We start from the raw sequence: 19,321 nt of genomic DNA, 5'->3' as shown, positions 1-19,321 counted from the left end.
AGAAGAAACCGCTTCATTGTTCGACAAATATTGACGCATATCGGGTGGTGACAGGCACCACAACAAACCATAACGAAAGGAGCTTACTTATGTTCGAACTCTTGCTTACGATGCTTGAGCGACTCGGCATTATTGTAACGATTGCGTTCGTGCTAACCCGCTTTCGCTTCTTCCGAGATATGATACACAGCGATCAACTTGCTCGTAAGCAACAGTACGTTGCGATTGGGTTCTTTGGTTTTTTTGGCATCATTGGTACGTATACCGGTTTAACATTCAGTACGGAGTCACTCCAGTTTAACTCCTGGCCGCTTGAAGTGTCCTCTGATGAAGCCATCGCTAATTCCAGGGTCATCGGCGTTGTACTTGCCGGTCTGCTGGGTGGAAAGAGAGTTGGCTTTGGTGCCGGGTTAATCGCGGGGTTTCATCGCTACATGCTTGGAGGTTTTACAGCGCTCGCATGTGGACTTGCTTCTATTATAGCCGGACTGATCGCTGGATCTTTACATAAACGAAATCGTCATGTGAAGCTCCGCTCAGCCTTTGTGATCGGTGCTGGAGCAGAAACCGTTCAAATGCTCATTATTTTACTTTTATCGAAGCCATTCGAAAACGCCATCGCTCTTGTCGAAGTAATCGGCATTCCTATGATTCTCGCTAACGGAATCGGCTGTGCTCTCTTCCTTCTCATTATCAAAAACGTGGTAAACGAGGAAGAAAAAGCAGGTGCTCTGCAGGCTCAAAAAACTCTGCGTATCGCAGACCAAACGCTCGGGTATCTCAGAGAGGGGCTTTCGGCAGCCTCAGCTAAAGCAGTTTGTCAGATTCTTCACCGCGAGATTGACGGTAGCGCAGTCGCGATGACGAACCGCACACATATTTTAAGTCACGTCGGACTTGCGAATGATCATCACCAAGCAGGCCATGAAATTCAAACAACGATTACAAAAAACGTAATCAATGATGGTGAAATTGTCATCGCGAATGACCAAACGATCCACTGTTCTGAGAAAGATTGTCCGCTTGGTGCTGCAATCATTGCTCCTCTTAAACAGCGCGGCAAAACGATCGGCACTCTAAAGTTTTATTTTCGCTCTGAAAAAGAAATCACACATATCATTACCGAGCTTGTTCTCGGACTTAGCAATCTGCTTAGTAATCAGCTTGAAATCGCTGAAGCAGATAAAGCTTATCAACTTGCAAAAGAAACAGAGATTAAAGCGTTACAAGCACAAATTAGTCCACACTTTCTTTTTAATTCCCTTAATACGATTATTTCGTTAATACGCATTGAACCTGATAAAGCACGCAAATTACTCGTTTCTCTTTCACACTTTTTAAGACAAAATTTGTCTGGAACGACTGCAAATATGACGTCGCTCAACCAGGAGTTGAAGCACGTGAAAGCTTATCTTGAAATAGAAGAGGCGCGTTTTGTGGATCGCCTGAAAGTAATTTATGACATAGATGAAAGTGCACTAACGATGAATCTACCTCCTCTCACTCTTCAGCCAATTGTTGAGAATGCAATTAAACATGGTATTAAAAACAAGAACACAGACTGCTTAGTTGAGATTCGGATTGCGCGTCAATCAAACGGTACACTCGTCTGTGTAACGGATAACGGAGAAGGAATTCCTCCCGAGCGGCTTAGTCAGCTTGGACAAATGCACGTCTCATCTGAACTTGGCACAGGCCTCGGGCTCTATAACGTCAATCGGCGCCTATCTATGCTATACAGTAACAAAGCTACCCTTCATATTCGGAGCACTTTACACGAAGGAACGACCATATGCTTTATAATTCCAACCACGGAGGACCATTAAATGAGCATAATGAATATCTTGATCGTTGATGATGAGCGCTACAGCCGTCAGGAACTAGTTCACCTTCTCAATGAATTCCAATCAGTAACTGTTTGCGGCGAAGCTGATTCAGGAGAAGAAGCCGTGTTAAAAGCTTTACAGCTACACCCTGACGTTGTTTTTCTCGATGTTGAAATGCCTGGCATGAATGGGATGGAAGCTGCGAGAACGTTACTTGAATTAAAAAAACCACCCCATATCGTTTTTGCGACAGCTTATCCCGAATTTGCTGCAGAAGCCTTTCGCTATGAAGCGGTTGACTATCTTTTGAAACCTTATGATGAAGAACAACTCAAACAAACCGTGAAGCGTCTAGAGAAACGTATACATGGTGCTATGAAGGAAGAACCTTCGACTAGAAAAGGCAAACTATCAGTCGACATCGAAGGAGAAATCCATTATCTTGATCCAAACGATATCCTATTTATCTATAGAGATGATAAAGTCTCTCGGATCATTGTAAAAAATGGCGAGTATGAAGTGAAAATGGCGCTAAAGGAACTTGAAAACCGTCTCTCCTCTTTCTCGTTTTTTAGAATTCATAAAGGCTACCTTGTTAATCTTCAGTATGTAATGCGCCTAACACCATGGTTTAACGGGGCTTATCAGCTTGAGTTAGAAGGTGTTACGGAAAAACTGTCTGTTAGTCGAAATTATGTCAAAGCACTTCGAGCTGAGCTCGAATTGTAAACACCCAATGCATCTTAGTGTCTCATTCAGACATTTCAAACCTATTTTTAGACATGTTGCTATGAATTGGGTCCTTTCATCCCTTTCTTCTTTTATACTCTATGTAAACGCATACATCGAACGGGAAGGGATGATTTAATGTATACATTTCTAGCAGGAATTGCACTATTGATTATTGGTTATTTCACTTATGGAAAGTTTGTAGAAAAGATTTTTGGTGTAAAGGAAGCACGTCAAACGCCTGCCTACACGCATCAGGATGGGGTAGATTATCTTCCAATGAACACGAAGAAAAACTCCTTAATTCAATTATTAAATATCGCTGGAGTTGGTCCTATTTTTGGACCGATACTAGGAGCCCTTTACGGCCCGGTAGCTTTCCTATGGATTGTATTCGGCTGTATTTTTGCAGGAGCTGTGCATGATTATTTAACTGGAATGATTTCCATTCGTAACAGAGGTGCTCACCTACCTGAACTTGCAGGGAAATTTCTAGGAAAAGTGATGAAGCACGTGGTTAATGCATTTGCTGTGCTACTACTTCTTCTCACAGGAACAGTGTTTGTTACTGCTCCAGCTGGACTATTAAACAACTTAATGAATGGCTGGGCAACAATGGGCCTTATTCTTGGAGCAATCTTTCTTTACTACATTTTTGCGACATTGCTACCAATTGATAAAATCATCGGTCGCTTCTATCCGATTTTTGGCGCACTCCTTCTTATTAGTGCACTAGGCGTAGGTGCCGGTCTTGTGTTTACTGGCGCACCGATTCCTGAAGTCACGCTAAGTAACTTTCACCCTGACAACGCACCGGTCTTTCCATTACTATTCTTAACCATTTCTTGCGGTGCCCTTTCTGGATTTCACGCAACACAAACACCAATCATTTCGCGTACCACGCAAAATGAAAAGCAGGGTCGCAATATCTTCTACGGAATGATGATTGCAGAAGGTGTTATTGCAATGATTTGGGCCGCTGCTGCTATGAGTTTATTCAATGGGCCAGTTGGCTTAAATGAACTACTTGCAAACGGCGGACCGGCTGCAATTGTCAGTGAAGCTTCTACTCTCATGCTCGGTGCAATTGGCGGAACGCTTGCCATTCTTGGTGTTATCGTCCTTCCAATCACGTCTGGCGATACAGCCTTCAGAAGTGCTCGTATGATTATTGCAGACTACTTTAATTACTCACAGCGTAAAGTAACAAATCGTCTCTGGATTGCACTACCACTTTTCGTAGTAGCATTCGGGCTTACGAAAATTGATTTCACACTTCTATGGAGATACTTCTCATGGGCTAACCAGTCTACAGCGATGATTGCCTTATGGGTTGGTGCGATGTATTTATTCATTGCAAAAAAGAATTACTGGATTGCTATGATTCCAGCCATTTTCATCACCATGGCGACTACGACTTATATTCTTAATGCACCTATCGGCTTTCGATTACCGATAAATATCGCATATATTGGTGCAACGATTATTACGGTCGCTGTTATCGTTGCATTCTTCTACTCGGCACGTAAGCAACGCGCTGCAAACATTCCACTCGAAATCGATATTTCTGGTTGGGATAAGGACAGCGTCGCTTAAACACAAACGTTGACTATACCTCCCCTTTAACGGAATCCAACCAAAAAGGTGTGATGAGATGGGCTGCTGCCATTCAAACGATAATACGACCGTCGATGAAGAGGAAGAACGAATCAATGAGAAGGGTGAAGAACACCTCCCTCTCTTCGGTAAACTCATTCTGAGCGGTTTCTTCTTAGGCGGAGTTGCATTAATTACCTATTTATAAACGAAAATGAACGGCGATCAAGAAAATGATCGCCGTTCGTTTTCGTTTAGTTAGTTATAAGCATATGGGGGTCTCGATTTGGGTTGTATTGATCGAGCCAGTGGTCTGATTCCTGAATCATCCATTCGCCAAATCCATTCAAAAAACGAATGACTTCATCAGCATAGTTTGAAGGAACGATCGCATAAATTAAGGCCTGTTTCATTTCTCGTTCTTTGTTTGAATAAAAACCGCTAAATAACGTATACGCCGGATAAAGATCTCTTGTATACGTTGGTTTTTGTTCCATTACAAGGGCTAGGCCGCTACGAACAATGATTTTCATAATCCATGTACAGCAATCCGCAATATCTTCCTTATCTTCATTGCCGTTAAGTTCTTGTTTTGCCTGATTAATATGAGTTCGAAGCTGAATGAGATGGTTATTGGCAAGAGCTCGGTCTGCCTTAAATCTCGGAACACCTTTTGCCACATCGTTTCCGTATACACAGAGACTGGACGTTTTAAGCATAAATGGCATGATTGAAAAGTGCGTTACTTTTTCTAGTTTAGCAGGTGATAAGAAACTTACCTCACAACCACTCACCCAAGGAAATTCATTTACTAGTTTTTGGTCAAGGATCTCAGCTACTCCCTCTTGATCTTGGTCCGTTAAAACAATAAGATCAAGATCCGATATACCTTCTATCCCATTTCCCTTGGGCACTGATCCTCTTAAATAGATGCTGCTTAATGGGATTGCTAGAGTTAGAAGCTCAATTGCAAAATTGATTGCATTTCGATAGTTTTGATCTATTTTCTCCCACGACGTATCGTTTACCAGATACCCTTCATCATCCACTCTATAAAACGACCCCAATGGTTTAATCTCTTCCATCCCACACCTCCTGCGATCTACCTCTATCATAGCTACTTTATTTTCTTTATTAAAGCGTTGTTATTTTGCTTCAACTCCATTCCTGTCCAAACCTTCAACACGTTTAATTCATAGAGTAATAATGTAAGCAAGTCCGGAGAGTTTTATGACTCTTACACTATTCAAGAAATGAGGAATAACATGTCATACCACGACGATTTTAACAACAACGTTGGTAGGTGCGTAGCCATCCGCTGCCATGATGGCACAACCCACTATGGATATATCGATCACTGTGACCGCGACAATGTCTACCTGCGTCCAATGGAAGGCAGCGGAAACGACGGTCCCGGTTTTGGAAGCTACTTCTTTTTCGGAGCGGCTCTTATTGCAGTCGGTCTTGCCTCTATCGCCGCTTTTAGTTTTTCTCCATTCTTTTTCTGGTAATACGGAAAACGCTCAAAATCTGAGCGTTTTTTTACATAGATTTCTCTAATAATAGATTTGATACTAGTTTCTATAATTAATTCCATATGTAAACCTTTTCATGTGATTTTTGTCACATATCGGTTATTTAATCCAAGTTATAGTGAGTATGTGAAAGACATCACAATAACAGATGGGTGGAATTGATATGAAAAACGAACGGTATACAACAAGAGTAGCAGTGATTGGTACAGGATTTGTAGGAACAAGCTATGCTTTCTCATTACTAAATCAAGAAGTTGTAAATGAACTGGTTCTTATTGATTTAAATAAAGAAAAAGCCGAAGGAGAAGCAAGAGATTTAAACCACGGAATGCCGTTTGGATCAGCTATGAAAATATGGGCTGGTGATTATGAAGATTGTCGAGAGGCTGATCTTGTTGTCATTACAGCAGGTGCAAATCAAAAACCCGGCGAAACGAGACTTGATCTAGTTGAAAAAAATGTGAATATCTTCAAAGGAATCGTGACGGCAGTTATGGAGAATGGGTTCGACGGTCTGTTCATCGTTGCAACGAATCCAGTAGATATCCTCTCTTACGCTACTTGGAAATTCTCTGGACTACCAATGGAACGCGTGATTGGTTCTGGTACGATTCTCGATACTGCAAGACTTCGTTACTTAATTGGCGATCACTTTCAGGTTGATTCTCGCAACGTTCATGCCTATATTCTTGGTGAACATGGGGACACCGAACTTCCAGTATGGAGCCACGCGACAGTGAGTAGCCAACCGGTAACCAAAATGATAGCAGAAGACGGAATGCCTGTTCTTGATGAGATCTTTACAAACGTTCGGGACGCCGCTTATCACATCATTAATCGTAAGGGTGCTACGTATTACGGAATTGCGATGGGACTCGTTCGTCTAACCAAAGCTATCCTAAGAAACGAACAATCTATTTTAACGGTTTCAACCTTAATGCAAGGTCAATACGGACTTCATGATATCTATATTGGAGCCCCTGCGATTATCGACAGAAACGGTATTCGTGAAATTGTTGAACTTAATCTCACAGAAGTAGAAATGAAGCAAATGCACCATTCTGCAAGAACGTTACGAAAAGCAATGGAACCTTGTTTCGAGAAAGTGAAATAAAATTCTAACATTACACTTATGAGGTGATCACCTTGGAAACATGGACACAACTATATGATCCATTCAACAATATCTGGCTATCCGCTTTTATTGCTCTTATTCCAATTATTTTCTTCTTTCTCTCTCTGACTGCTTTTCGGATGAAAGGACATATCGCTGCTACCATTACCGTGATGCTAGCAATTGTAATTGCAATTCTCTTCTATGATATGCCCTTCTCTATGGTCACAACGACAACTGGGTACGGATTTGCATTTGGACTATGGCCAATCTCTTACATTGTTATTGGTGCTGTCTATCTCTATAAACTCTCTGTCAAAAGTGGCCAATTTGATATCATCAGGAGCTCCATTGTTTCTATATCAGATGATAAACGGATTCAAATGCTACTTGTTGCCTTTTCATTCAATGCTTTTCTAGAAGGCGCAGCTGGTTTTGGAGCACCAATTGCTATAACAGCCGCTCTCCTTGTAGGTCTTGGTTTCGAACCACTGAAAGCTGCTGGTCTCTGCTTAATTGCAAATACTGCTAGTGGGGCATTTGGCGCAATGGGAATCCCAGTCATTGTAGCTGGACAAGTAAGTGGACTTGCACCGATGGAAATTGGTCAATTTCTTGGCACGTCTCTTCCCTTTATCTCTTTCACAATTCCATTCCTACTCGTCGTGATCATGGATGGTATAAAAGGCTTGAACGAGGTATGGCCAGCAGCTCTGGTTGCGGGTAGCACATATGCTGTTACTCAATGGGCAACGGTAACGTTTATTGGACCAGAACTTCCAAACATCACGTCTTCAATTGTTAGTTTAGTAGCTGTAGCAGTATTCGTGAAGATTTGGCAGCCAAAAACACACCACACTCATACGATTGACCCTGAAGTTGAAGCACAACTTGCTGTTTCTATTGATCCTGAAGCTCAGCTAACAGCTGGTAGAGTTCTAAAAGCATGGTCTCCGTTCATTGCACTAACAGGGATGGTAACGATTTGGAGTTTAAAACCTTTCAAGAATTTATTCGTAGAAGGCGGATTATTTGAAGCAACGATTCTTCAAATTCCTGTACCTGGACTTCATAACCTTGTTATCAAAACGGCACCAATTGTAAGTGAACCAACACCTTATGGGGCGATGTTAAAGCTTGATCTTCTCTCTGCAACGGGAACGGCTATCTTTATCGCAGCAATTCTATCTATTATCATTCTTAGATTGAGTCCTAAAACAGCGCTAGAAGCTTTTGTAGAATCAGTAAAAGAGCTTCAAAAACCTGTCCTCACAATCATGATGGTGTTAGGATTTGCATTCATTGCAAATTACAGTGGCATGAGCTCTACATTAGGACTAGCTCTTGCTGCAACTGGGGGAATCTTCCCATTCCTTTCCCCACTTCTTGGGTGGATTGGCGTATTCTTAACCGGTTCCGTTACGTCTAATAATGCATTATTTGGGAACTTACAACAAATTACCGCTCAACAAATCGCCGTTATGCCAATGATTCTTGTCGCAGCCAATACGGCTGGTGGCGTGATGGCAAAAATGCTTTCTCCACAGTCTATAGCTGTTGCAACAGGCGCGGTCGGTCTTGTCGGACGGGAAGGCGATCTGTTCCGTTTCACACTTAAATATAGCTTCTTCTTTCTTCTTATCACAGGATTAATCACGTTCTCTCAAGCTATTTTCATAAGTTAACCATTCATTTAGGAGCCAAGAAAAATGGCTCCTTTTTTCTTTGGTACGCAATTTGGACATCCTTTTTGTAAACATGTCCAAACCAAGTACTCAGTTTGTCCATACACTGTTATTAGTCAGTAGCTATTGAGGAGTGAAATCAAATGGGATGTATCATTCGAGGACCAGTGGTTATTACAAACAATAGTGGGACAGTCGTACAGTGTGCTAACGTCATTTCTCCCATTTCTGTTAGTAAGACTGTAAGCGGGTCCGGCGGTGGCAATACAGGATCATTCATGATTATCAATAATTTTTATAGCATTGCAAAAGGTGTTAAGTTAGGTAAATAGGTATCATTATTCTTTATACGCAGTTAAACCAATCGTTTATCGATTGGTTTTTTCAATTTCTTCCCGTCTGACGGAACGATTCCTTTATGCCATAATGAAGGAGAATTGATTCGGATCAGAAAGGCGGTAAAGAGTATGGAGAAATTGTTTTATGGTGAAAATGAAAACCAATTCGGTGAGCTACGTCTTCCAGAAGGTGAAGGACCTTTCCCCGTTGCTGTTGTGATACATGGGGGCTTTTGGAGAAAACCGTTCACTCTCGAAATTATGCGTGAAGTAGCGGAGGATTTAACGAAAAGTGGATTTGCTACCTGGAATATTGAATATCGTCGAACCGGACAAGAAGGTGGCGGCTACCCCGGAACACTGACAGACGCTGCACAAGCAACTGACTACATAAGAGAGCTCGCTAAATCTTTCCCGCTTAATCTTGAGAAGGTTGTCACGATTGGGCATTCCGCTGGCGGTCATCTTGCCACATGGCTTGCTGCACGCAACCGAATTGACAAGAATAACGAATTATTTATCAAGAACCCGCTTCCTCTTCACGGAGTGGTTAGCCTAGCAGGTGTGAACGATCTCGAGATGATGTATGGTGTCCACAATTATAGAGATCAAGCTCTTTCTCTTGATCCCAACAATCCAACGGCTGAGCTGATAGGTGGTTCACCAGAAAATTATCCAGAGCGGTACAAAAATGCATCACCCATTGAACTTCTCCCACTCAGTGTGCAACAAATTCTTGTTCACGGTGCATTAGATATAAACGTTCCCATCGGTATTAGCGACTACTATCAGCGGGAAGCTGAAGGTGAAGGTGATTTCGTAAAACTAATTGAGCTTCCTTCCGCAGAACATTTCATGTTAATCGATACAACATCTTTCGCATGGGAAACGATCAAAGAAGAAATAAAGCTATTGGTTGAACACTAAAATACAAACCCCCTGCACGCTTCTAGAGCGCGCAGGGATAAGCATTCATGCAGACTACTCACTATTTAGCTGAAATTATAGATGAGCTAAATCGTTCAGTAGATCTCATTGCTGACGAAGAAGCTGAACAGCTAGCGAACGAAATTCTCGAAGCAAACAAGGTTTTCGTTGCTGGCGGTGGCCGATCTGGCTTCATGGCAAAATCATTTGCTATGCGTATGATGCATATGGGAATTGATGCTTACGTTGTTGGCGAAACGGTCACACCAACCTTTGATGAGGGTGATCTAATCATTATCGGATCAGGTTCTGGTGAAACGAAACAGCTCGTTTCCATTGCCAATAAAGCTTCTAACATTGGTGGAAAGATCGCCGCTGTTACAATTAATCCCGATTCTACAATCGGTGAATTAGCAGACATTATCGTATCATTACCAGGATCACCAAAAGACCAATCTGGTGATTATGAAACGATTCAGCCAATGGGATCTTTATTTGAACAAACTCTTTTACTTTTCTATGATGCAATTATTTTACGATTCATGGAGAAAAAGGGGTTAGATACGAATAAGATGTACGGGAAACATGCAAATCTAGAATAGTTTTTCAGCCTCGAAATCCTTAACAGAGATTTCGAGGTTTTTTTTGTTTAGTCTACCTTTTGGAAAAAATTATCCGTATAATGAAAAAGGTATTTTTTAGAAGAAAGGTGAAGGCAATGAACAGAAACAGAAAACAAACCATTTTACTTACTACTCTACTCATCGCAAGTTTGGCCATTATCATTTTTATTACTAGAGGCATCTTACAAAACGGTTCATTCCAATTAGACGCAGCACTTTCAAAGTATTTCACACGCACCATAACGACTGATTGGCTACACATTCTGGAAACATTAGCACTTTCCGCATCTAAACCTGCAATGATTACGATTTCTCTACTTGTCATCGGAATTCTCTGGATTAAAAAAAGGGATTACGCTGGCATGATTACGGTGTTTGTATTTGTAATGGGTGGAAACATCGTTAATAAGCTCATTAAAAGCTGGACTCAACGCGAACGCCCAACCGGAAACATGTTGGAAGATGGTTTCAGTTTCCCTAGCGGGCATGTGATGGTTGGTTTCATCATGTATGGGCTTATTGTGTATTTCATTTACCATTACACATCTAATGCAATCATTAAAAACACAAGTTTCCTAATCGTATCCTTATTACTTATTTGCATTGGAGTAAGTCGTGTTGCTGCTGGGGAACATTATGCGACTGACGTGATTGCAGGTTACGCCTTTGGTGGGTTTTTTCTGGTTATCGCAATTAAAGTGTATCAGTTAATGACACAAGAACGGAATGCTATCCAACAAGTTCATAGAGATGTTTAATGATGCTTTTTCCAATCATCCCCCAGCAAACCCATGACATTTATCATGGGTTTGTCCTGACGTTTATGTCTTACACTATGACACCACTTCCTCTATCATTAGGCTTAACGTTATATTAACTATGCCTAAAAAAAGGGGTAACCATATGAATGAACAAAAACAAAAACAAAAAGAATTGAAAAAAAGTGTATCAACTTTCGCTAAACCCGACAAGGTCGTAGGGGTACGACAGCTCTTGAACACCCTTCTTCCATTCTTATTGCTATGGTTTCTGGCTTATCAGAGCTTAAGCGTTTCTGCCTGGTTAGCCGTTCCACTTGCGATGATCGCAGGAGGATTTGTTGTTCGAATGTTTATTATTTTTCACGATTGCACACACGGTTCTTTCTTCAAAAGCCAAAAAGCCAACAAAATTGTTGGAACAATTACTGGGATCATCACACTCTTTCCATTTGAAAAGTGGAAACGCGAGCATAATATTCACCACGCTACGAGTGGAAACCTAGATAAGCGAGGAACAGGCGATATATGGGTGATGACGGTTGAAGAGTATGCGGCAGCGACCTTCTGGGGAAGACTCGCTTATCGTCTGTACCGAAATCCCATCGTGATGTTTGGACTTGGTCCAATCTACTTGTTCCTAATTGCTAATCGGTTTAACCGGAAAGACGCGAAACGAAAAGAGCGTATGAACACTTATATTACAAACGCATCAATCGTTGCAATCTATTCCCTATTGATTCTAGCGATTGGATGGGAAGCGTTCCTTATCATTCAACTTCCAATCCTTTACGTTGCAGGCTCACTTGGAATCTGGTTGTTCTACGTACAGCACCAATTCGAGGACTCGTATTATGAAGACGAATCAGAATGGGACTTTGTAAAAGCTGCAGTTGATGGAAGTTCTTACTACAAGCTTCCTAAAATTCTTCAGTGGGTATCAGGAAGCATTGGTTATCACCATGTGCACCACCTGAGCCCAAGAGTACCTAACTATCATCTTGAGAAGGCGCATGAATCAACACCGCCCCTTCATAAGGCAACGACAATTACATTACGATCAAGCCTTGAGTCGATCCGATTCCGCCTTTATGATACAAAGAACAAAACATTTGTTACCTTTAAAGAGGTTAAACCTTATCTTAAAAATCCCAGCAAGTTTGGGATGATAAATACAAAACGTCCAAGTCTCCAAGAAAAATAGCATCACCTGAAAAACCCATTCAGCTTTGAATGGGTTTTTCAAGTGCCATGGCAACCTTTATACTAGAATTGAAACCATTATTTGATATATCCTGTAATCAAAGTCTACTATCAGAAAGGAGATGCGTATGCAGAATTGGTATCATATTATTCCTAAGAATACTGGAATTAGCTCTTATGTTTGGATTATCTTTTGTCTACTCCCCTTCTTCTTTATATTCAGATCATCGTCTGTTATTGAAATTACCGTTGGCATCTTCGTCATTTTATTATTTTTCTTATCTTACCGTCTATCATTTATTTCAAATAGCAAGCTCGTGTATTTATGGGTCAGTATTGAAATGTCTATCAGTATTGTGATGACGATCTTGTTTGGCTACGTATATTTTTCTCTCTTCTTAGCCTTTTTTATAGGAAACATAGCGAATAAAGCAGGGTTCTTGTCGCTATACATTGTTCATCTCACAACTACGATCGCAGCAACGGTAATTATTTTCTTTACGAACAACGAGTCCCTATTTCCACAACTTCCATTTATTTTCGTGTGTGTCCTGGGCGTAGCGCTATTACCTTTCACCATTCGCTATCGTAATAAACAGCATCGTTTAGAAGAACAGCTTGAAAATGCGAATGAGAAAATATCGCAGCTAATGGTAATTGAAGAACGGGAACGAATTGCACGTGACTTACATGACACACTTGGACAAAAGCTGTCGATGATTGGTCTTAAAAGCGATCTTGCTAGAAAGTTAATCCCAGTTAAGCCTGAGGCAGCAATTAATGAAATTCATGACATTCGACAAACCGCTCGAACAGCTTTAAAAGAAGTACGTGAAATGGTTTCTAATATGAGAGGAGCAAAGGTTGAGGACGAATTACTCCGCGTTCAGCAACTATTAAGTGCTGCAGAGATGGAATTTCGTTTCGAAGGAAAGCAAGCTCTTGATCATACACCTTTACTAGTAGAAAACGTTCTTAGTATGTGCCTCAAAGAAGCTGTAACTAATATTGTAAAACATAGCAATGCCACTTGGTGTCGGGTCATTATTAAACAATCTCTTAACGAAGTCTTTATTCAGGTCGAAGATAACGGAGAAGGCATGCCAAAAGGAGCTAGCTCCTTCAAAGGAAATGGACTTCAAGGTATGAGGGAACGTCTAGAATTTGTTAATGGGTCTCTAGAAATACAATCAAACAATGGAACAATATTAAACATTCGTGTACCAAATGTCGTCCAACAAAATGAACAGGAGGGATCGGTGTGATACGCATCGTATTAGCAGAAGATCAACGCATGCTGCTTGGGGCGCTAGGCTCCTTACTTGATCTTGAAGAAGGAATGGAGGTTGTCGGGCAGGCAACAAACGGAGAAGAAGCTTGTTCCCTAGTGAAAAAACTAAAGCCTGATGTTTGCATCATGGACATTGAGATGCCTACAAAAAGCGGACTTGATGCTGCTGAAGAATTAAGTAACGAATCATGTAAAATTATTATCCTAACCACTTTTGCTCGAGCTGGGTACTTCGAAAGAGCACGTAAAGCAGGCGTAAGCGGTTATCTCCTTAAAGACAGTCCAAGTGATGAGCTCGCAAGCTCTATTCGTAAGATCATGGAGGGCCAGCGGATTTTCTCACCTGAACTAGTTGACCTTGCTTTTGGTAATGAAAATCCTCTAACAGAACGTGAGAAGCAAGTTATTCAGCTAATGGCAGACGGCAAGAATACGAAAGATATTTCGAGTGAGCTATATATTACTCCTGGAACTGTTCGAAATTATATCTCCGTTATACTCGATAAGTTAGAGGTCACAAACCGGATTGAAGCCATTTCTAGGTTTAAAGAAAAAGGTTGGTTTAAATAATTTATTGATCATTTAATTGATAGAAGGACTGCTATTCATATAGTAGTCCTTTTATTTGTGAATAATATTAAAATTAACCTATCTTAAATAGAACTAGTCCATCACCTATTCACCAGAGCATTCTCCTTCATACAATAAAGTAGATTCAATGAGAGGAGATGATTATATGAGTTACGGTTATGGATGTGGATATGGAAACCAAGTTGGACCAGCTAACTGCGGCCCGGTTGGTGGCGCAAGATATGGTAACGGGTTTGCATTAATCGTTGTATTGTTTATCCTTCTTATCATTATTGGCGCTTCTTTTATTAAAGGAGAAGATTGCTAATTTTTCATTGCAACCACTGAAGAAGAATCTCCAGTGGTTGTTTTTACATTAGTTTAAGAAATATTTGGAAAAATGACCTACAATAGTCATAGTTTCTGATAAAATACAATTGCTAGTAACTACCATATCAAAGGAGTTCTTATATGAAACATCGTTCCACCTTCTTATCAGTTGGTATTCTTTGCATTACTCTTCTCACCTCATGTGCGAGCAGCGACTACCAAAATGCAATGGGTAAAGGAATTGATAGTATTGGTCAGCAAGATTATCATCAAGCAGCCATTTATTTTGAAGTTGCTTTATCAGAACAAGCAAACAATAAAAAAGCCCTTACTTATTTCGAACAAGCAAGTCAAATGGAAGAAGGTATTGATCTCTATCATCAAGAAAAATACGTTTCTTCTCTAGATGCCTTTAAAGCGATTGCAAATCAAGATGATGGATTAATAACTGTTCAAAAAGAGGCAAGGAAATGGCAAATGACGATTCTAGATGAACAAGAAGAACTTGTTGCTACAGAAGAGACAATAGATACAATTAACCAACTCATTTCAATAGAAGAATATAATCGCGCCCTCGAAGAAATTCAATCCCTTAATATGAAACTTCAGTCTGAAGATGCACTTTCTTATTACAAGGATGAATTAGCGAAGCTTACTAAAAGAGTTCATAAGTCTTTAGATGAGTTGGAAGACGTAAATGTTTCCGCCTCTACAGACCAAACAGAAGGTAAAGCCGCTACTACAAAAAAAGATACTGAGAAAGTTGATGAAGGAATAACTTACACTTCCTACACTAATGAAAGATTCAGATTTAAAATTGAGTACCCATCGTATTTAACAGCGGGATCTCCACCAACAAATGGAGATGGATTAACATTCTATAATGAAGAGTTGGAAATCACAGTTTTTGGTTCTCATAATGTTAGGGATGAAACAATCGAGGATATCTATCAGCAATCGATAGACACTATTTCAGTTCCAATCGCTTATGATCGATTGGCAGATAATTGGTTCGTGCTATCTTATGTAGAAAATGGAATGATTATTTATGATAAGTTTTTCTATGGTAATGACGTATTCAACCGGTTTATTATTACATATCCTGAAAACAAACAGGACGTTTATGGTCCAGTGACGACTCATATTTCAGATACATTTGTTCCATCTGCAAACTAATAAACCCTCTATCGTTTAGGTAATTTACTAAAAAGAATAAATACCCTTCTTGTGGAAACGCTAGTATGGAATACATACTGGGAGCGTGATGTTTTGACTAATCAAGATGGTAGACATATTACCCTTACTTCCTCTGAGCTCGGTGAGCTATGGAAAAATTATATAGGTGAGTCGTTGTTAAACTGTGTATATACGCATTACCTTTCTAATGTAGACGATGAACGCATCAAAGCCATCCTTGAAAAAGCCAGTAATATGACAAAGCAGCATATGATGAAGTTAGAAGATCTATTCAATAAAGAAAGTTTTGCGATTCCAGCAGGCTTCGGAAAAAACGATGTTAATGATCAAGCCCCGGCTGTTTTTACCGATAAATTCTACCTCTTTTACTTAAAGGAAACGTCTAGAATTAACTTACTTCAGTTCTCTAATGCTCTAACCGTATCGTTCAGAGCCGATGTTAGAGAATACTTTTCTCAATGTGTTAAAGATATGAATGATTTATATCAAGAAACGATGGATGCAATGTTAGCAAAAGGGTTAATTATAAGGTCTCCATTTATCCCAGTTCCTACTGAAGTGAAATTCGTTGAATCAAAAGATTTTCTACACAAATTAATTGGTAAACAAAGACCGATGACCTCTACAGAAATAACGAGCATGTATGTGAATTTAGATTCAAATCAATTAGGAAAGTCCCTAATGATGGCATTTAGTCAGGTAGTTCAATCGGAAGATATCAAGAAGTATATATTGCGAGGAAGAGATATATCACATAAAAACATCGTTATTCTTCAAGATTTTCTTACAAAAGATCACTTACCTGCTCCTCAGCTATGGGATCCTGAAGTGTTAGAATCAAAAGTTGCTCCTTTCTCAGAAAAGCTAATGCTTTATCACGTTGCATTAGCTAATGCGGGAAGCTTATTCAATTATGGGATTGGTTTAACATCGACATTCAGATATGATATTTCAGTAGATGTTGCAAGATTAGTTACAGAAATCGCCAAATTCTCAAATGACGGTGTTAAAATGCTGATCGAAAGAAATTGGTTAGAACAACCACCGATGGCTGCTGATCGAGATGAATTAGCAAAGTAAAATCTAATTAAGCATCTGCCCTGCAAATGCTTGTTTTTTCAAATCTGTAAAATAAAATCAATTAAATACAAATTATCAAGACAAAGCAATGGCCCCTTGTATGAATTATACAAGGGGCCATTATTACTCTATTAGAGTGAATCGATCTCGTCCTTAATCGAATTCGTTCCTGTTACTACTTGAAATTCTTTGCCAATCGTCGCATCATTTTCTAAAGTAGCCACAATCACACTCGCCACATCTTCGCGAGGAATTTCATTTCTTTCTACTCTAGATGCGGCATTCACTTTTCCTATACCATCGTCATTTGATAGTGCACCTGGGTGAATGATCGTGTAATCCAAATCAGTCGATTTCAACCATTCATCTGCATAATGCTTTGCTGCTACGTAAGGTGCAAAAGATGACGGTGCTGATTGGATGGCTTCACGCGTCGTATCGAAAGAACTAATCATGACAAAGCGCTTCACGCCAGCCTCTTCTGCTGCCTTCATTGTTTTAACAGCACCATCTAAATCAACTAGAATGGTTTTGTCTGCCCCAGTGTTTGGTCCAGAACCTGCTGTAAAGACAATCGCATCTACTCCCTCAGCCGCTTTCGCTATCGCTTGAACATCTTCCTCCAAATCAACAACCGCGGTTTCTGCACCTAACTCTTTAAAAGAAGCTGCTTGCTCCTCCTTACGTATCATTACTTTCGCTTCTAAATCGTTATGATCTTGAATAAATGAAACAAGGTGCTTTCCTATCTGACCGTTTGCTCCAACAATTAGAACCTTCATTCTCTACATCCTTTCTATACATAATAAGAATCAAACTGAACTACGGCACTCTCGTGTTATACGAATTTTTACGTTTACTGCTACACATTTGTACTATACCCGCTAGTACTTTGATTAAAGCATGATCTACTAACCTATAGATTTCCTATTTGTTTGAACGCTTAAGAATACTCTTGAAGTGCGAGAATGTATCGAAGCTCGCTTTACCATGATAAGCTCCCATTCCACTATTCCCAACACCACCAAATGGTAGATAGTGTGTTGTCATGTGATTAATTGCATCATTAATCGCACCACCACCAAATGAAATCTTCGTCAATACGTCATCTTGTACTTTTTCATTATCAGTGAACAGATAGAGAGCTAATGGCTTAGGGCGCTCCACGATTGCATCAATTGCTTTAGGCAATTCATCGTACACAAGAACAGGTAAAATTGGGCCGAAAATTTCATCTTGCATAATAGAATCTTCCCAAGAAATATGATCTAAGATAGTAGGTTCAATGAATAGGCGAGATCTATCTGAATTACCTCCCACTACGGTCTCCCCATCATTTAAGAATTGGTGTAAACGATCAAAGTGTCGTTCACTTACAACATGTGGGAACTCAAGATTTTCCGAAACGTTTTCTCCGTACGTTGCTGTAATCACTTCCTGCATTTTAGCAATCAACTGATCTTTTACGCTACGGTGTACGAGAAGGTAATCTGGAGCAACACAAGTTTGACCAGCATTCGCAAATTTACTTCGCGCAATTCGGGTTGCGGTCTCATCTAGGTCAGCATCCTCATGGACAATAGCAGGGCTCTTACCGCCTAACTCTAATGTCGTAGGTGTTAAATGTTTTGCTGCCGCTTCCGCAACGATTTTCCCTACGCCTGTACTACCTGTGAAGAAGATGTAGTCAAATTTCTCTTTTAATAGAGCAGTACTCGTTTCCACTTCTCCTTCAACAACACGCAAATATTCTTCAGAGAAATTCTCATTAATCATTTTAGCTAAAAGACTAGATGTGTGAGGTGTTAACTCAGATGGTTTCAATACAGCGCAGTTTCCTGCTGCAATAGCTCCGGCTAATGGAGCGAGGGCAAGTTGAATCGGATAGTTCCATGGTGCAATAACAAGGGCTGATCCATAAGGTTCAGAAATTATAAAACTCGTAGCACCTTCATGAGTAGAAGGAGTTTCTACTTCTTGAGTAGTTGCCCAAGAAGACAAGTTCTCAATCATAAAGTTAATTTCACCGATTACAAGACCAATTTCTGCACGCTTTGTTTCGACTTCTGGTTTATTAAGATCGGCTTTCAAAGCGTCTAGAATTTCTTGCTCATGTGACGTCATTATTTCTTTCAATTTAGTTAATGCATTAAGACGATATTGCACATCTTTGGTTTTCCCGCTCTGGAAAAATGTTTTTTGCTTTGCTGTAAGTTCTTGATAGTTCTCCATTGTGAACTCTCCTTTAATTCGTTAATGTACTTAATATATAGAAATATAATGTTGGAACAATACCTATGCTCCAAATGGTTATAGGTGTATATGATAACTGTAACTAAAAAAAGCACAGTTAAGTGATAAGTCCAAAGATACTTCCCTTGATAAAGATGGTCAATAATTATGCTTCCTAAAGGTCATTCCTTTGAATTACACGACGCTGTCGTTCAGACCTTCCTTCTTTTACTAGGGTGAATCCAACACTTTACCAATATACCTTCTATTCCCGTAAAACCTATTCT

At 40.1% G+C, this 19,321-nt stretch carries 20 protein-coding genes; 16 read left to right on the top strand and 4 right to left on the bottom strand.

What is annotated here, in order from left to right; translation table 11 throughout:
- Window positions 1–89: 89 nt before the first annotated feature.
- The 4 genes from AB986_RS20370 (at window position 90) to AB986_RS22510 (ending at window position 4,359) form a co-directional block, all read left to right on the top strand.
- Window positions 90–1,826, top strand: coding sequence for a sensor histidine kinase (locus tag AB986_RS20370; protein ID WP_048313490.1), 1,737 nt, complete (start codon window positions 90–92; stop codon window positions 1,824–1,826).
- Window positions 1,827–2,555 (top strand): LytR/AlgR family response regulator transcription factor, encoded by a 729-nt coding sequence (locus AB986_RS20365; RefSeq protein ID WP_048313489.1) that lies wholly within the window; start codon window positions 1,827–1,829, stop codon window positions 2,553–2,555. It begins immediately after the preceding gene.
- Between the two features lie 138 nt (window positions 2,556–2,693).
- The gene (locus tag AB986_RS20360; RefSeq protein ID WP_048313488.1) at window positions 2,694–4,151 is read left to right on the top strand and encodes a carbon starvation CstA family protein; all 1,458 of its coding nucleotides are present in this window, start codon (window positions 2,694–2,696) and stop codon (window positions 4,149–4,151) included.
- Between the two features lie 58 nt (window positions 4,152–4,209).
- Window positions 4,210–4,359, top strand: a complete 150-nt coding sequence (locus AB986_RS22510) for a hypothetical protein (RefSeq protein ID WP_161797412.1) — start codon at window positions 4,210–4,212, stop codon at window positions 4,357–4,359.
- Between the two features lie 46 nt (window positions 4,360–4,405).
- Here AB986_RS22510 and AB986_RS20355 read toward each other — a convergent pair whose 3' ends face one another.
- Together AB986_RS20355 and AB986_RS22505 are read right to left on the bottom strand one after the other, a co-directional pair.
- On the bottom strand, window positions 4,406–5,236 hold the full coding sequence (locus AB986_RS20355; RefSeq protein ID WP_048313487.1) for a hypothetical protein: 831 nt from the start codon (window positions 5,234–5,236) through the stop codon (window positions 4,406–4,408).
- A gap of 341 nt (window positions 5,237–5,577) precedes the next feature.
- Window positions 5,578–5,748 (bottom strand): hypothetical protein, encoded by a 171-nt coding sequence (locus AB986_RS22505; protein WP_161797411.1) that lies wholly within the window; start codon window positions 5,746–5,748, stop codon window positions 5,578–5,580.
- A gap of 101 nt (window positions 5,749–5,849) precedes the next feature.
- On the opposite strand from AB986_RS22505, the gene AB986_RS20350 reads away from it, so the two are divergent.
- From AB986_RS20350 to AB986_RS20300, 12 genes are all read left to right on the top strand, one after another.
- Window positions 5,850–6,800: an L-lactate dehydrogenase gene (locus AB986_RS20350; protein ID WP_048313486.1), complete on the top strand. Its 951-nt coding sequence runs from the start codon at window positions 5,850–5,852 to the stop codon at window positions 6,798–6,800.
- Window positions 6,801–6,832: 32 nt separating this feature from the next.
- Window positions 6,833–8,485 carry a lactate permease LctP family transporter gene (locus tag AB986_RS20345; RefSeq protein ID WP_048313485.1) on the top strand — a complete coding sequence of 551 codons (1,653 nt, stop codon included), beginning with the start codon at window positions 6,833–6,835 and terminating at the stop codon, window positions 8,483–8,485.
- A 143-nt stretch (window positions 8,486–8,628) separates the two neighbouring features.
- The gene (locus tag AB986_RS20340; protein WP_048313484.1) at window positions 8,629–8,817 is read left to right on the top strand and encodes a spore germination protein; all 189 of its coding nucleotides are present in this window, start codon (window positions 8,629–8,631) and stop codon (window positions 8,815–8,817) included.
- A gap of 135 nt (window positions 8,818–8,952) precedes the next feature.
- Window positions 8,953–9,750, top strand: a complete 798-nt coding sequence (locus AB986_RS20335; protein WP_048313483.1) for an alpha/beta hydrolase — start codon at window positions 8,953–8,955, stop codon at window positions 9,748–9,750.
- A gap of 47 nt (window positions 9,751–9,797) precedes the next feature.
- Window positions 9,798–10,352 carry a 6-phospho-3-hexuloisomerase gene (hxlB, locus tag AB986_RS20330; RefSeq protein WP_048313482.1) on the top strand — a complete coding sequence of 185 codons (555 nt, stop codon included), beginning with the start codon at window positions 9,798–9,800 and terminating at the stop codon, window positions 10,350–10,352.
- A 116-nt stretch (window positions 10,353–10,468) separates the two neighbouring features.
- On the top strand, window positions 10,469–11,131 hold the full coding sequence (locus tag AB986_RS22945; protein ID WP_053216280.1) for a phosphatase PAP2 family protein: 663 nt from the start codon (window positions 10,469–10,471) through the stop codon (window positions 11,129–11,131).
- 145 nt (window positions 11,132–11,276) lie between these two features.
- A complete protein-coding gene (desA, locus tag AB986_RS20320; protein ID WP_048313481.1) occupies window positions 11,277–12,335 on the top strand; it encodes a Delta(5) desaturase DesA in 1,059 nt (352 codons plus the stop codon).
- Between the two features lie 127 nt (window positions 12,336–12,462).
- Window positions 12,463–13,599 carry a sensor histidine kinase gene (locus tag AB986_RS20315; protein ID WP_048313480.1) on the top strand — a complete coding sequence of 379 codons (1,137 nt, stop codon included), beginning with the start codon at window positions 12,463–12,465 and terminating at the stop codon, window positions 13,597–13,599.
- On the top strand, window positions 13,596–14,195 hold the full coding sequence (locus tag AB986_RS20310; RefSeq protein WP_048313479.1) for a response regulator transcription factor: 600 nt from the start codon (window positions 13,596–13,598) through the stop codon (window positions 14,193–14,195). The genes AB986_RS20315 and AB986_RS20310 overlap by 4 nt, the downstream gene beginning before the upstream one ends.
- 166 nt (window positions 14,196–14,361) lie before the next feature.
- A complete protein-coding gene (locus tag AB986_RS21935; protein WP_084006673.1) occupies window positions 14,362–14,523 on the top strand; it encodes a YjcZ family sporulation protein in 162 nt (53 codons plus the stop codon).
- 143 nt (window positions 14,524–14,666) lie between these two features.
- Window positions 14,667–15,701: a hypothetical protein gene (locus AB986_RS20305; RefSeq protein WP_048313478.1), complete on the top strand. Its 1,035-nt coding sequence runs from the start codon at window positions 14,667–14,669 to the stop codon at window positions 15,699–15,701.
- Between the two features lie 93 nt (window positions 15,702–15,794).
- On the top strand, window positions 15,795–16,802 hold the full coding sequence (locus tag AB986_RS20300) for a DUF3231 family protein (protein ID WP_048313477.1): 1,008 nt from the start codon (window positions 15,795–15,797) through the stop codon (window positions 16,800–16,802).
- A gap of 131 nt (window positions 16,803–16,933) precedes the next feature.
- Here AB986_RS20300 and AB986_RS20295 read toward each other — a convergent pair whose 3' ends face one another.
- Together AB986_RS20295 and AB986_RS20290 are read right to left on the bottom strand one after the other, a co-directional pair.
- Window positions 16,934–17,584 carry an SDR family oxidoreductase gene (locus tag AB986_RS20295; protein ID WP_048313476.1) on the bottom strand — a complete coding sequence of 217 codons (651 nt, stop codon included), beginning with the start codon at window positions 17,582–17,584 and terminating at the stop codon, window positions 16,934–16,936.
- Between the two features lie 145 nt (window positions 17,585–17,729).
- Window positions 17,730–19,034 (bottom strand): aldehyde dehydrogenase, encoded by a 1,305-nt coding sequence (locus AB986_RS20290; RefSeq protein WP_048313475.1) that lies wholly within the window; start codon window positions 19,032–19,034, stop codon window positions 17,730–17,732.
- Window positions 19,035–19,321 lie beyond the last annotated feature (287 nt).

This window comes from Guptibacillus hwajinpoensis (genome assembly GCF_001039475.1).
Taxonomy (GTDB): domain Bacteria; phylum Bacillota; class Bacilli; order Bacillales; family Guptibacillaceae; genus Guptibacillus; species Guptibacillus hwajinpoensis.
The sequence above is the reverse complement of the archived record's forward strand: the minus strand, read 5'-3'. Positions and strand labels throughout refer to the sequence as shown.

Excerpts from the sequence above, each read along its gene's own strand:
- AB986_RS20305 (WP_048313478.1), top strand. The coding sequence starts at position 14,667 with ATGAAACATCGTTCCACCTTCTTATCAGTTGGTATTCTTTGCATTACT.
- AB986_RS20295 (WP_048313476.1), bottom strand. The coding sequence starts at position 17,584 with ATGAAGGTTCTAATTGTTGGAGCAAACGGTCAGATAGGAAAGCACCTT.
- AB986_RS20340 (WP_048313484.1), top strand. The coding sequence starts at position 8,629 with ATGGGATGTATCATTCGAGGACCAGTGGTTATTACAAACAATAGTGGG.
- AB986_RS22510 (WP_161797412.1), top strand. The coding sequence starts at position 4,210 with ATGGGCTGCTGCCATTCAAACGATAATACGACCGTCGATGAAGAGGAA.
- AB986_RS22945 (WP_053216280.1), top strand. The coding sequence starts at position 10,469 with ATGAACAGAAACAGAAAACAAACCATTTTACTTACTACTCTACTCATC.
- AB986_RS20350 (WP_048313486.1), top strand. The coding sequence starts at position 5,850 with ATGAAAAACGAACGGTATACAACAAGAGTAGCAGTGATTGGTACAGGA.
- AB986_RS20370 (WP_048313490.1), top strand. The coding sequence starts at position 90 with ATGTTCGAACTCTTGCTTACGATGCTTGAGCGACTCGGCATTATTGTA.
- AB986_RS20365 (WP_048313489.1), top strand. The coding sequence starts at position 1,827 with ATGAGCATAATGAATATCTTGATCGTTGATGATGAGCGCTACAGCCGT.
- AB986_RS20335 (WP_048313483.1), top strand. The coding sequence starts at position 8,953 with ATGGAGAAATTGTTTTATGGTGAAAATGAAAACCAATTCGGTGAGCTA.
- AB986_RS20360 (WP_048313488.1), top strand. The coding sequence starts at position 2,694 with ATGTATACATTTCTAGCAGGAATTGCACTATTGATTATTGGTTATTTC.
- desA (WP_048313481.1), top strand. The coding sequence starts at position 11,277 with ATGAATGAACAAAAACAAAAACAAAAAGAATTGAAAAAAAGTGTATCA.
- AB986_RS20355 (WP_048313487.1), bottom strand. The coding sequence starts at position 5,236 with ATGGAAGAGATTAAACCATTGGGGTCGTTTTATAGAGTGGATGATGAA.
- AB986_RS20315 (WP_048313480.1), top strand. The coding sequence starts at position 12,463 with ATGCAGAATTGGTATCATATTATTCCTAAGAATACTGGAATTAGCTCT.
- hxlB (WP_048313482.1), top strand. The coding sequence starts at position 9,798 with ATGCAGACTACTCACTATTTAGCTGAAATTATAGATGAGCTAAATCGT.
- AB986_RS22505 (WP_161797411.1), bottom strand. The coding sequence starts at position 5,748 with ATGGAATTAATTATAGAAACTAGTATCAAATCTATTATTAGAGAAATC.
- AB986_RS20290 (WP_048313475.1), bottom strand. The coding sequence starts at position 19,034 with ATGGAGAACTATCAAGAACTTACAGCAAAGCAAAAAACATTTTTCCAG.
- AB986_RS21935 (WP_084006673.1), top strand. The coding sequence starts at position 14,362 with ATGAGTTACGGTTATGGATGTGGATATGGAAACCAAGTTGGACCAGCT.